The sequence below is a fragment of the Mesorhizobium sp. 131-2-1 genome, assembly GCF_016756535.1.
Lineage (GTDB): Bacteria > Pseudomonadota > Alphaproteobacteria > Rhizobiales > Rhizobiaceae > Mesorhizobium.
In genome coordinates, this window is the sequence record NZ_AP023247.1 from 1,254,151 (window position 1) to 1,267,233 (window position 13,083).

Annotated in this window: 10 protein-coding genes and 1 pseudogene; 8 read left to right on the forward strand and 3 right to left on the reverse strand. The window is 64.7% G+C overall.

The annotated features are described in order from the left end of the window. Nucleotides 1-113 precede the first annotated feature (113 nt). Complete coding sequence (locus tag JG743_RS06140; RefSeq protein WP_446720900.1) at nucleotides 114-776, reverse strand: hypothetical protein; 663 nt, start codon at nucleotides 774-776, stop codon at nucleotides 114-116. A gap of 726 nt (nucleotides 777-1,502) precedes the next feature. On the opposite strand from JG743_RS06140, the gene glmM reads away from it, so the two are divergent. The 7 genes and pseudogenes from glmM to JG743_RS34125 all read left to right on the forward strand — a co-directional run bounded on the left by glmM (nucleotide 1,503) and on the right by JG743_RS34125 (nucleotide 11,418). Beyond that, nucleotides 1,503-2,855 (forward strand): phosphoglucosamine mutase, encoded by a 1,353-nt coding sequence (glmM, locus tag JG743_RS06145; RefSeq protein ID WP_202298933.1) that lies wholly within the window; start codon nucleotides 1,503-1,505, stop codon nucleotides 2,853-2,855. Nucleotides 2,856-3,086: 231 nt separating this feature from the next. Next, entirely contained in the window at nucleotides 3,087-3,902 is an 816-nt protein-coding gene (locus JG743_RS06150) for an outer membrane protein (RefSeq protein ID WP_202298934.1), read from the forward strand. Nucleotides 3,903-4,108: 206 nt separating this feature from the next. Next, a complete protein-coding gene (locus JG743_RS06155; RefSeq protein ID WP_202298935.1) occupies nucleotides 4,109-4,978 on the forward strand; it encodes an outer membrane protein in 870 nt (289 codons plus the stop codon). Nucleotides 4,979-5,175: 197 nt separating this feature from the next. After that, nucleotides 5,176-6,351 carry a phosphoserine transaminase gene (locus JG743_RS06160; RefSeq protein ID WP_202298936.1) on the forward strand — a complete coding sequence of 392 codons (1,176 nt, stop codon included), beginning with the start codon at nucleotides 5,176-5,178 and terminating at the stop codon, nucleotides 6,349-6,351. Between the two features lie 67 nt (nucleotides 6,352-6,418). Beyond that, entirely contained in the window at nucleotides 6,419-8,020 is a 1,602-nt protein-coding gene (gene serA, locus JG743_RS06165) for a phosphoglycerate dehydrogenase (protein WP_202298937.1), read from the forward strand. Nucleotides 8,021-8,288: 268 nt separating this feature from the next. Continuing rightward, nucleotides 8,289-9,587 carry an adenylosuccinate synthase gene (locus JG743_RS06170; RefSeq protein WP_202298938.1) on the forward strand — a complete coding sequence of 433 codons (1,299 nt, stop codon included), beginning with the start codon at nucleotides 8,289-8,291 and terminating at the stop codon, nucleotides 9,585-9,587. Nucleotides 9,588-9,661: 74 nt separating this feature from the next. Further along, nucleotides 9,662-11,418 (forward strand): annotated as a pseudogene (locus JG743_RS34125) (hypothetical protein). A gap of 34 nt (nucleotides 11,419-11,452) precedes the next feature. On the opposite strand, the gene JG743_RS06180 reads toward JG743_RS34125, so the two are convergent. Both JG743_RS06180 and JG743_RS06185 read right to left on the reverse strand, forming a co-directional pair. Then, nucleotides 11,453-11,755 carry a CcdB family protein gene (locus JG743_RS06180; RefSeq protein ID WP_202298939.1) on the reverse strand — a complete coding sequence of 101 codons (303 nt, stop codon included), beginning with the start codon at nucleotides 11,753-11,755 and terminating at the stop codon, nucleotides 11,453-11,455. After that, complete coding sequence (locus tag JG743_RS06185) at nucleotides 11,755-11,997, reverse strand: type II toxin-antitoxin system CcdA family antitoxin (RefSeq protein ID WP_202302460.1); 243 nt, start codon at nucleotides 11,995-11,997, stop codon at nucleotides 11,755-11,757. Before JG743_RS06185 ends, JG743_RS06180 begins: the two co-directional genes overlap by 1 nt. Nucleotides 11,998-12,140: 143 nt before the next feature. Between JG743_RS06185 and JG743_RS06190 the strand changes: the two genes are divergently transcribed. Then, complete coding sequence (locus tag JG743_RS06190) at nucleotides 12,141-13,079, forward strand: homocysteine S-methyltransferase family protein (RefSeq protein ID WP_202298940.1); 939 nt, start codon at nucleotides 12,141-12,143, stop codon at nucleotides 13,077-13,079. The last annotated feature ends 4 nt before the right edge of the window (nucleotides 13,080-13,083 follow it).

Genomic DNA, 13,083 nt, shown 5'->3' on the forward strand with positions numbered 1-13,083 from the left:
GTCCCCGCCGGCGCATCCCCATAGCGCGAAAGTCATCTCTCAGAAGCCGTCCAACAAAAAGGCCCGCGAACCTTGCGGTTCGCGGGCCGTGTTCGGGTGAAGTGCCTACGAGATCAGCTCTTCAGCTTGGCGTTGCACAGGCTGTAGAAGCCGCCGCCCTTCTGGATCCACTTGAGGCCGTTCAGCGTATTGGCGTCCTTGTTGGCGTAGTAGAGTTCGAGGCAGGTGTGCATGCGGCCCTTGGCCGGCGTCTCGCTGGCAAACTTCTTGGAGATCGCCGTCGGGAACTTCACACCCTTGGGAGCGGCAACGGACGGCTTATCGGGCTCGCTGGTGTAGGTCGCCTCGGTCGGAGCCGGCACCGTGTCGTCGTCGTCCGCGGCGGCGCCGCACTCGGCCTTGCGGAAGTCGTTCCACTTCATGCCGTTCAGCTTGTTGCCGGTCTTGGCCGCCTGGTACTTGGCGCTGCAATCGGCCATGCTGAGGCCCTTGCCGCCTTCAGCGGCGGCGGCCTTGGTCGTTGCCTTCGCGGGCTCCGCGGCGGCGCTGGCGCCTGGGCCGCATTCGGCCTTGCGAAAGTCGTTCCACTTCATGCCGTTCAGCGTGCCGGCGTCCTTTGCCGCCTGGTACTTGACGCTGCACTCCTTGGTGGTCAGGCCCTTGGCCGTCTCCTCGGTCGTGGCCGCCGCCTTGGTGGTCTTGGCGGGTTTGGCGTCAGCAGCGGCGGCGGTGGCGCCGGCGCCGCACTCGCTCTTGCGGAAGTCGTTCCACTTCATGCCGTTCAAGGTGCCGGCAGCCTTGGCGGCCTGGTACTTGGTGCTGCATTCCTTCGCGGTCAGGCCCTTGGCCGCGTTGTCGTCGGCGGCAGCGGCCGCCTTGGTGTCGGTCTTGGCCGCATCGCTCGCCTTCGCCGTCTTCTTGGCGGGCTTGGTTTCGGTGGTGGCGGCAGCATCGGTGTCGCATTCAGCCTTGCGGAACTGGTTCCAAGTCTGGCCGTTAAGTGTTCCGGCGTCCTTTGCCGCGTTATACTTGGTGCTACACTCGGCCATGGTCAGCGCGTTGGCCGGCGCCGCCAGGAACAAGGTTGCGACGGCTAGACCCGTCAAGGTTGCAATTCGGTAGATGAGCATGGCGTTTTCTCCGTTGCTGCCGCCCATAGGTTGTCCCTTTGCGCAACCAATAGCCTTCAACGTTCGCCCGCGCCAGATGCTACCGGCGCCGACGGCCTCACAAACTGTGTTGCTCCCGATAAGGTGATGGGATCCTTGCGATCCGATGCGCCTGAGCAAGGTTTGCCGGGCGAATCCACAGCCAACGGACCTGCAACGCCTGGTCCATTGCCGCAAGACCGGACCGCCATGATAGACTGTCGAATCACTTGAACAGCCCGGCACAATGATTTTCTAAGGAATGGTAATATATAATCACCAAATGTGATAATCGGTTGCGGCTCAATTGTGGCAATACGGGCGGCTGAAAAACCGACGGGGATCAAGAGACGCATGGCAGGGCAGTATTTCGGCACCGACGGCATTCGCGGGCGCGCCAACAAGTTTCCGATGACGGCCGAGGTCGCCATGAAGGTCGGCATGGCCGCCGGCCTGTCGTTCCAGCGCGGCAGCCACCGCCACCGCGTCGTGCTCGGCAAGGACACGCGGCTTTCCGGCTACATGATCGAGAACGCAATGGTTTCGGGCCTGTGCGCCGCCGGCATGGATGTCTTCCTGCTCGGCCCCATTCCGACGCCGGCGGTCGCCATGCTGGTGCGCTCGCTGCGCGCCGACATCGGCGTGATGATCTCGGCCTCGCACAACCCTTATTACGACAACGGCATCAAGCTGTTCGGCCCCGACGGCTACAAGCTCTCCGACGAGATCGAGGAGCGCATCGAGGGCATGCTGGACAAGGATATCGAGCTGGCGCTTGCCGATTCCGACGGGCTCGGCCGCGCCAAGCGCGTCGATGGCGTGCATGACCGCTACATCGAATTCGCCAAGCGCACGCTGCCGCGCTCGATGTCGCTGTCGGGCCTCAGGATCGTCGTCGATTGCGCCAACGGCGCCGCCTACAAGGTGGCGCCCGAGGCGTTGTGGGAACTCGGCGCCGAGGTGGTGGCCATCAATGTCGAGCCCAACGGCTTCAACATCAACAAGGAGTGCGGCTCGACCCATCCGGCCGGCCTGCAGAAGAAGGTGCATGAAGTGCGCGCCGATATCGGCATCGCGCTCGACGGCGACGCCGACCGGGTGGTGATCGTCGACGAGAATGGCTCCATCGTCGATGGCGACCAGATCATGGCGCTGATCGCCGAGTCCTGGCACCAGAGCGGGCGTCTGGCCGGCGGCGGCGTCGTCTCGACGGTGATGTCCAACCTCGGCCTCGAACGTTTCCTCGGCGATATGAAGCTGCAGCTGCACCGCACCAAGGTCGGCGACCGCTATGTCGTCGAGCACATGCGCGCGCATGGATTGAATGTCGGCGGCGAGCAGTCGGGCCATATCGTGCTCTCCGATTTCTCGACCACGGGCGACGGGCTTGTGTCGGCGCTGCAGGTGCTGGCCTGCATCAAGCGGCAGAACCGGCCGGTCAGCGAGCTGTCGAAGAAGTTCGAGCCGGTGCCGCAGCTGTTGAAGAATGTCCGCATCGAGGGCGGCAAGCCGCTCGAGGAGGCGCCGGTCAAGGCCGCCATCGAGGATGCGCGCAACCGGCTCGGCAAGGCCGGGCGGCTGGTCATCCGGCCCTCCGGCACCGAGCCGCTGATCCGCGTCATGGCCGAGGGCGACGACCCGCAGTTGGTCGAGGCGGTCGTCAACGATCTCGTCGGCGTCATTTCGGAAACCCGCAGCGCCGCCTGAGATCAGGGCGCGACGCAATCCAGCTCTGCAAGCCCGCCGTCAGGCGGGCTTTTTTGTCCGTGCGCGAGCGACGCAGTCGGCCTGCTCGCAATGCGGCTCTATCTAAAATTGTATAGATTCGTGGTTAATCGGTACGGTTAAACGGCTTTTAACCTTTGCAATTCATTATCCAAACCCGAAGTCAATCATCTTCGGGCGGGTGTCGTCGCGAGGCTTCTTAGGGGTGACAGCATGTTGAATACAGCAAGAATGGCTTTGCTTGCCGCGCTGTTTGCGGGGGTGGCCGGACCGGCGCTTGCCGCCGATCTCGTGGAACCGCCAGTGGTCGAAGCGGCACCGCCGGTTGCCTACGAGCAGCCGGTCGACGTCGGCGGCTGGTACATCCGCGGCGACATCGACTATCATAAGTCGAGTTTGCGCGGTATCGACTACATTACATACGGACCGCCGCCCGGCACAAACGATTTCGATTTCGGTCATCTGAAGGGCGGTTTCTCGCTCGGCGGCGGCGTCGGCTACAAGATCAATAGCTACTTCCGTACGGATCTGACTGCCGACTACTGGTTCAAGTCAAACTTCAACGGCCAGACCTCGGACCTCGTCTCGGTATCGACCGAAGTGTCGAAAATGAGCGCCTTTCTGCTGCTCGCCAATGCCTATGTCGATATCGGCACCTACCACGGCATTACGCCGTACGTCGGCGCCGGCATTGGCGGCGCGCGTATCAAGTGGGACACGGTCCGCGATCCGAACACCACCGAGACCAACCCCGGGTCGTCCAACTGGCGTTTCGCCTACGCACTCATGGCCGGCGCTTCCTATTGCTTGACCGACAAGATCATCTTCGACGCAGGCTACCGCTTCAGCCACATCCAGGGCGGCCGCATGTTCGAGTTTGATACCACCAGCTCCGGCCCAGGCTTCGACCACGGCATGAATACGCACGAGGTGCGCGGCGGCCTGCGGTATCAGTTCGGCGGCAACAATGGCTGCGCCGCGCCGGTGGTGGCCTATCAGCCCGAACCGGAGCCGATCTACACCAAGTAAGCTCCTCGATATCCAAGACGTTCCTCAACCGCCCGGCCTTGGCCGGGCGGTTTTTCGTTTGCAAACTCGTCCGATCGAAAGCCCTTCGGAATCAATTCGCTAACGCTCTGTTATCCTTAACCGCCACTTAACCACTATGGTTAACAATGCTCCCTGAAAACGGTGCTTGCGCTCATGGCGCGCGCCAAGTTCGGGAGCCGGGGACCATGGTATTCAAATCGCGTATTGCGCTGGCGCTGGCCGCCATCGTGCTGATGCCGGTGACGCAGGCGCTGCCGGCCGACTACGATCCGCCGATCTATGTCGACCAGGCGCCGGATTACGTGCCGGTCGAGGTTGGCTCGGGATGGTATCTGCGCGGCGATATCGGCTACGCGTTCAGCCATCCGTTCGAGCATCAGATATCGGCGAGCGGGTCGACCAGCTTCACCAACGACAGCAGCCTGTTCACGGGCAGCATCGGCATGGGCTACCACCTCAACGACTTCCTCAGGGTGGAACTCAATGGCGGCATCCTGCCGACCAACAAGTTCGGCGACCACGCCGTGGTGCCGGACGGCTGCGCCGGCCACACCAATACGCTGACGATCGGGCCCGGCGGCGTCATCATCATCGGCACGGCCCCGGCAACGGAAGACTGCGTGGCCACGAACCGCGCCACCAACAAGGGCTACAGCGTCATGGCCAATGGCTATGTCGACCTCGGCACCTATGTGGGCATCACGCCCTATGTCGGCGGCGGCATCGGCGTCGCCTACAACAAGTATTTCAAGACCCAGGGCGAGCGCGATTGCGTCGAGATCGCGCCGGATTCGCAGGGTGCCGGCGGCTTCACCTGCGATGATCCGGCGGGTTACCAGGGATCAGAGGATTCCGAAGCAAAATTCAATCTTGCCTATTCGATCGGCGCCGGGCTTTCCTACCAGGTGAGCAAGAACGTCTCGCTCGATTTCGGGTACGAGTATTTCTCGGTGCCGAGCGCCAAATACGTGGCCTTTGACAGCGGCGCCTTCAACATCCACAAAGGCATCGACTACCAGACGGTCAAGCTCGGGCTGCGCTACGATCTCTGGTAGGGGTCGGCAGGCGGAAAATCGCGGCGGCGGGTCGCAGGATCCGCCGTTTGCTTTTGTGGCCTCAGGCCTGCCATTCGTCGCGAGTATCCCGCCAGCGACAAAAACTTTCCTCTTGACGCCGGAAGCCTGAACGCATATCGCCGTCCGTGGGCCACCCCTCCCCAACGAGGGGCCACTATCTGGAAGGATAGACCACGATGACGACGCTTACGAAGCCCGGACTCCGTCCGGCAAACCCCAATTTCTCCTCAGGTCCCTGCGCAAAACGCCCCGGCTGGTCGGTCGAGGCGCTAACCAAGGCCGCGCTCGGACGCTCGCATCGCGCCAAGATCGGCAAGAGCAAGCTCGAGCAGGCGATCGAGCTGACACGCGAAATCCTCAAGGTTCCCGCCGACTATCGCATCGGCATCGTGCCGGCGTCCGACACCGGCGCGGTCGAGATGGCGCTGTGGTCGCTGCTCGGCGAGCGCGGCGTCGACATGGTCGCCTGGGAGAGCTTCGGCTCCGGCTGGGTGACCGACGTGGTCAAGCAGCTCAAGCTCGCCGACGTGCGTAAATTCGAAGCCGGCTATGGCGCGCTGCCGGACCTGGCCAAGATCGATTTCGACCGCGACGTGGTCTTCACCTGGAACGGCACCACCTCCGGCGTGCGGGTGCCGAACGGCGATTTCATTCCGGCCGATCGCAAGGGGCTGACCATCTGCGACGCGACCTCGGCCGCCTTCGCGCAAAGGCTCGACTTCGAAAAACTCGATGTCGTCACGTTCTCCTGGCAGAAGGTGCTGGGCGGCGAGGGTGCGCATGGCATGCTGATCCTGTCGCCGCGCGCCGTCGAGCGGCTTGAAACCTACAAGCCTTCATGGCCGCTGCCGAAGATCTTCCGCCTCACCTCGGGCGGCAAGCTGATCGAAGGCATCTTCAAGGGCGAGACCATCAACACGCCGTCGATGCTGTGCGTCGAGGACTATCTCGATGCGCTTCACTGGGCGAAGTCGATCGGCGGTCTCGACGCCCTGATCGCCCGCGCCGACGCCAATGCCGCGGTGCTCGACCGTTTCGTTGCTCAATCGTCATGGCTCGGCCATCTCGCTGCCGATCCAGCAACGCGCTCGAACACATCAGCCTGTTTCTCCTTCACGGACCCGCAAGTCGCGGCGCTCGACGCCGACGGGCAGGCGGCTTTCGCCAAGGGGCTGGTCGCGGCACTCGACAAGGAAGGTGTGGCCTATGACATCGGCGCCTATCGCGACGCACCGCCCGGCCTGCGCATCTGGTGCGGCGCGACGGTCGAGACTTCCGATCTCGAGGCGCTGCTACCCTGGCTCGACTGGGCGTTTGCCGCGCAAAAGGCGTCGCTGAAGGCGGCTGCCTGAGTTTCCCGTGGCGGCCTTTGGGGCCGCCCATTTCCAAACGGATCAATCAATTTCGAAGGAGGCCGCCATGGCGCCCCGCGTTCTCGTCTCAGACAAACTCTCCACCACCGCCGTGCAGATCTTCAAGGATCGCGGCATCGAGGTCGACTATCTGCCCGACCTCGGCAAGGACAAGGAAAAGCTGCTCGAAGTCATCGGCCAGTATGACGGCCTCGCCATCCGCTCGGCCACCAAGGTCACCGAAAAGCTGATCAGCGCCGCCACGAGGCTCAGGGTCGTCGGCCGCGCCGGCATCGGCGTCGACAATGTCGACATCCCGGCGGCAAGCCGCAAGGGCATCATCGTGATGAACACGCCCTTCGGCAATTCGATCACCACCGCCGAGCATGCGGTTGCCATGATCTTCGCGCTTGCCCGCCAGATCCCGGAAGCCAATGCGTCGACGCATGCCGGCAAGTGGGAAAAGAACCGCTTCATGGGCATCGAGATCACCGGCAAGACGCTGGGTGTCGTCGGCTGCGGCAATATCGGTTCGATCGTGGCCACGCGCGGCGTCGGGCTCAAGATGCATGTCATCGCCTTCGACCCGTTCCTGTCGGACAGCCGCGCCGAGGAGCTCGGCGTCGAAAAGGTCGAGCTCGACGAGCTGTTCGCCCGCGCCGATTTCATCACCTTGCACACGCCGCTGACCGACAAGACGCGCAACATCATCAACGCCGCCGCGATCGCAAAGATGAAAAACGGCGTGCGCATCATCAATTGCGCGCGTGGCGGTCTGATCGTCGAGGCGGACCTAGTCGCGGCGCTGAAGAGCGGCAAGGTGGCGGGCGCCGGTATCGACGTGTTCGAGGTCGAGCCGGCCGAGAACAACGAACTGTTCGGCATGGAGAATGTCGTGGCGACCCCGCATCTCGGCGCCTCCACAGCCGAGGCGCAGGAGAATGTCGCGCTGCAGGTGGCAGAGCAGATGTCCGACTACCTGCTCAAGGGCGCCGTCTCCAACGCCATCAACATGCCCTCGATCACCGCCGAGGAGGCGCCGCGGCTGAAGCCCTTCGTCAAGCTCGCCGAAGTGCTCGGCGCATTCGTCGGCCAGGTCACCGAGGATCCGATCAAGGAGGTCGAGATCCTGTTCGACGGCTCGACCGCGACCATGAACACGCGCGCCCTGATCAGCGCGACCCTTGCCGGCCTGATCCGGCCGCAGGTCTCCGACGTCAACATGGTGTCGGCCCCGATCATGGTGAAGGAACGCGGCATTATCGTCGCCGAGGTCAAGCGCGACAAGTCGGGCGTGTTCGACGGCTATATCAAGCTGACGGTGAAGACCGAGCACAGGACGCGCTCGATCGCCGGGACCTGCTTTTCGGACGGCAAGCCGCGCTTCATCCAGATCAAGGGCATCAATCTCGACGCCGAGGTCGGGCAGCACATGCTCTATACGACCAATGCCGATGCGCCGGGCATCATCGGCCTGCTCGGCACCGTCTGCGGCGAGAACGGCGTTAACATTGCCAACTTCCAGCTCGGCCGCAACCGGCCTGGCGGCGATGCCATCGCCCTGCTCTATCTCGACGCGCCGTTCCCCGAAAGGGTGCTCGATCAGCTGCGGGCGCACAAGTCGATCGACTCGGCCAAGCCGCTGCACTTCGACGTCGGCGTCGCCTGAAGCCCGTCCTGCCGATTTGCATGACAGCGCCGCGCGTGCGATAGCCGCGCGGCGCTTGCTTTGTGCCAGGCGTCGGCACCGGAAGGTGCCTGGCGGCAATGCCGGCATATCAGGCCCTGCTCGCCTCGGCAAAATCGCGCGCAACGCTGAAAATTGTTGTGCCCCGGGCCGTGTTCGGCGGCAAAGAATGGTCGCGTTCGCTGGGTCTTGACGCTATAGAGGCCTGTCGTTTTCAAGCCGCCTGGCGGCATCTCAAGGGAAAAGCAACATGGCCAATGTGGTGGTCGTCGGCTCGCAGTGGGGCGACGAAGGCAAGGGCAAGATCGTCGATTGGCTGTCGGAGCGGGCCGATGTCGTCGTGCGCTTCCAGGGCGGCCACAATGCCGGCCATACGCTGGTCGTCGACGGCAAGGTCTACAAGCTGTCGCTTCTGCCCTCCGGCGTCGTGCGGCAAGGCAAGCTGTCGATCATCGGCAACGGCGTAGTCTTCGACCCGCATGCCTTCGTCGCCGAAGTGGCCAAACTCAAGGCGCAAGGCGTCGAGGTGACGCCGGATCGCCTGAAAATAGCCGAAAACACCGCGCTTATCCTGTCGGTGCACCGGGAGCTGGACGGATTCCGCGAGGACGCCGCCTCCAACTCCGGGACGAAGATTGGCACGACCCGCCGCGGCATCGGCCCCGCTTACGAGGACAAGGTGGGGCGGCGCGCGGTCAGGGTGATGGATCTGGCGGATTTGGAAACGCTGCCCCTGAAGGTCGACAGGCTGCTGACGCACCACAATGCGCTGCGTCGCGGGCTCGGTCATGGCGAAGTCACGCATGACGCGATCATGCGCGAGCTGACGTCGGTCGCCGACGAGATCCTGCCCTACATGGACCGGGTCTGGAAGGTTCTCGACGACCGGCGCCGCGCCGGCGAGCGCATCCTGTTCGAGGGCGCGCAAGGCACGCTGCTCGACATCGACCACGGCACTTATCCGTTCGTCACTTCATCCAACACCGTTGCCGGCCAGGCGGCGGCCGGCTCGGGTGTGGGGCCGGGCGCCATCGGCTATGTGCTCGGCATCACCAAGGCCTACACGACGCGGGTCGGCGAGGGCCCGTTCCCGACCGAGCAGAAGAACGAGATCGGCGAGTTCCTCGGCACGCGCGGCCATGAATTCGGCGTCGTGACCGGCCGCAAGCGCCGCTGCGGCTGGTTCGACGCCGTGCTGGTGCGCCAGGCGGTGGCCGTCAACGGCATCAAGGGCATCGCGCTGACCAAGCTCGACGTGCTCGACGGGCTCGACGAGATCAAGGTGTGCACTGCCTACCGCCTCGACGGCGAGACGATCGACTATCTGCCGGCCAGCCAGGGCGCGCAGGCGCGCGTCGAACCGGTCTACGAGACGCTCGAAGGCTGGAAAGGCACCACTGCCGGCGCGCGCAGCTGGAACGACCTGCCGGCCCAGGCGGTGAAGTATGTGCGGTACATCGAGGAGCTGATCGGCGCGCCGGTGGCGCTGCTCTCGACCAGCCCTGAGCGGGACGACACGATACTTGTGACCGATCCGTTTCAAGACTAGTTTCTCAGCCTTTCCGGGCTCAGCGGCTGATTTGCGGGGGCCGGCCCAGGAACAAAATGCGGGTCCACTGAAGCATGGCAGATTTCATCACCGTTCTGAAAAAGACGATCGACGGTCTCAGCGAAAACACGCCGGAGATGCGGTCGAAGGTCTATGACAAGGCGCGGGCGACAATCGCGAAGAAACTTGCCGATCACGTTCCGCCCCTGGCGCCGTCGGTCGCCGATCAGCAGAAACGCACGCTCGAGGATGCGATTTCCAATGTCGAGCGTGGCTATGCCAAAAGCACGCCGGCAGTCGACCCGCTGGCCGAGCTGGAGCACATCTTCTCCTCGATCGACCGCAACAAGAACCAGCCGAGCCATGTCCGGCAGCCTGTTGTCGCCAAAGCCGAGCCCGCCAGGCCTGAGCCGGCCAAGCCGGAGCCGTTCCGGCCGGCGCCGCCGATCGCCAAGACCGAGCCAAGCTGGCAGAAGGCGCCGCAAACGCCGCCGCCATTCGAGGCCGATGCCCGCCTGCCGGGCATGGACGCCACAGCGCCGAACGACCAGGACGATGTCTTTGCCAATGACGAGGAACCGGCCGCGGCCGACACGTTCCAGCGGCTGCGCCCCGCGGTGCGCAAGCGCAGCTATGGCGGACTGACCGCCGCTGCCGCCGCCGTCCTGGTGATCGGTGGTGGTGGCTACGGCATCTGGCTGAACAAGGATGCGTTCGGCTCCATGCTCGGCCTTGGCGGAAGCAAGACCGTCACCACGGAGCCGCTGGTGAAGCCGGCTCCGGCCAAGCCGGCGGCCGACGCCGCGGCGACTCCGCCGGCGGCGGGCACCGGCGAGACGGCCGAAGCGACCAAATTCACCCAGCGCCTGACGCCGGAGGGCAAGGAGACCGATCCCGGCCCCGCCGCCGGGCAAAGCGGCATTGGCGAAGGCGAATCCGTCGCCGCGCTGACGACGCCGCCACCGCCCGCGCCAGTGCCGGCGCCGACCGGCCAGCCGGCCGCGGCCACCGGCGCTCCCGCGGCTGCCGCGCCCGGCGCTGCAACGCCGCCAGCCGATGGCGCCGCGCCGCGCCGGCGGCGCCTGCAGATGCGGCCGCGACGCCGCCGGCACCGGCGGCCGGCGCACAGCCGGCCGCGCCCGCCACCGGCGCCCAGCCGGCCGCACCGGTCACCGGCGCCCAGCCGGCCGCGCCGGTCACCGGCGCCCAGCCGGCCGCGCCGGTCACCGGCGCCGCGCCGTCGACACCGGCGGCAACGCCCACTGAAACCGCGCTGCCGGTCGGCCAGAAGGCGATCTTCTACGAGGAACGCACCAGCACCCAGCAGGGCTCGGCCGAGCCTGGCAATATCGTCTGGTCGCTGGTCCAGGAATCGCCGGGCGGCGACCTGCCGCCGGAACCGGCGATCCGCGCCGAGGCGACGATTCCGGGCAAGGACATCCAGCTCAGGATGACGATCAGGCGCAACACCGACCAGACACTGCCGGCCAGCCACATCATCGAGATGATCTTCCTCACGCCGGAAGGGTTTGACGGCGGCGGCGTCGACAACATCCTGCGTATCGCCATGAAGAGTTCCGAACAGGATGCTGGCAGCCCGCTGATCGGCATTCCGGCCAAGATCGCCGACGGCTTCTTCCTCGTCGCGCTCAACGACACCAAGGCCGACGAGGACGCCAATCTGACGCTGCTCAGGGGCCAGGACTGGATCGACGTGCCGGTCGTCTACAAGACCGGGCGGCGCGCCCTGCTCACCATGGAAAAGGGCATCCCCGGCGAGAAGGTGTTCGACGAGGCGCTGAAGGCGTGGCAGGCGAAGACGTCTGGCTGAGGGTGACGCCTCGGCCGGTCCGAGGTTCGGCCGATCAGAAGCCCTGGAACAGCATGTCAAGCGCGGCGACGATCTCGTCGTGATGCCGCGTTAGGTTCAACCGGCTTTCGCCCAGTTCCGTCGTCGAGATCGTGGCGATGAGGTGGGTGCCCATCACCAGCTTGCGTCCATTGATCTCGAAGATGGGATGGAGCTTCCGCATTGGTGGCGGCGCCGACGTGAGCGGAAGAAGCGGGACGACCACTCGTGTCTTGAAGTGGTCGAGCAGGTCTGATTGGACATCGAGAAGGTAGCCGCCTTCGATGCCGCTGGCGGCGAAGACGTCATAGCGCGCCATCAGAACTGCCGATGTTCCTTGAGCGGAACGCCATGTGTTTCGACATAGTCGTTCCAGGCGTCCATCGTGGCGCGGTTTTCAAGCTTCCATAGGCGGGTCTTCTCGGCCGCCACCGCTTCGGCTATCCCGGCTTCGGCGGCGCGCGAGACGTTCACGTTGAGCCCCTTCGCTTCTTTCATGAGCTTTGAATCGATCGACAGATTTGCCGGCTGACGAACCGCGTTCGCGGCTATCTTGCGCATGATGGCCTCCGCAACATGCGTATAGCATATGCGCATGGATGTATCGCTGCAACGGGCCGCGTGCACCTGCAGCACGGGCGGCATGACGAATTTGCCACCGCATGCTAGTGTTCGCCGGATCGGTGGCGAGATCGGGTACGGCGATGACCAATGCGAAGATCAATCTTCGTGAGCTCGGCGAAACCGTACTTCTGACGGATGGCGGCCTCGAAACGTCGCTCGTCTTTCTTGAAGGGCTCGATCTGCCGTTCTTTGCCGCTTTCCCCCTGCTTGCGACCGATGAGGGCCGAGACAGGCTCGGGCGTTATTTCCGTCAGTACCTGGATATCGCCGAACAGCGCGGCGTCGGCTTCGTTCTCGACACACCGACATGGCGTGCCAATCCCGACTGGGGCGGGAAGCTCGGCTACTCGAACAGCGCGCTGTCGGCCGTAAACCGGCGCGCCGTCACGTGGGCGCGGGCGCTGGCCGCGCCCTATACGGCGCGCGGGATGCTGGTTCTCGTGAATGGGGTGGTCGGGCCGCGCGGCGACGGCTACCGGGTCGATGCAGCCATGACGACGGCCGAGGCTGAAAGCTATCACAGCGACCAGATCAGGGCGTTCCGCGATGCCGGCGCCGACATGGTCAGCGCCATCACCATGACCTATTCGCACGAGGCAGCCGGCATAGCCTGCGCGGCCATGGCATCGGGGCTCCAATCGGTGATTTCCTTCACCGTCGAGACGGATGGGCGCCTGCCTTCCGGCGAGAGCCTGAAAGACGCCATCGAAACCGTCGACGACGAGACCGACGGCGCCCCGGCCTATTTCATGATCAACTGCGCGCATCCCAGCCATTTCGACGCCGTCCTTGTCGCCGGCGAAAGCTGGATGGGTCGCATTCGCGGTGTGCGGGCCAACGCGTCCGCCAAGAGTCACGCCGAGCTCGACGAGGCAACCGAGCTCGATCCAGGCGATCCCGCCGATCTCGGCCGGCGCTATCGCGCGATGCGCGACCGCTTCGGTCACATCGCCGTGCTGGGCGGCTGCTGCGGCACGGACAGCCGCCATATCGCCGCGATCTGCGACGCCTGCCTGTGAGGGG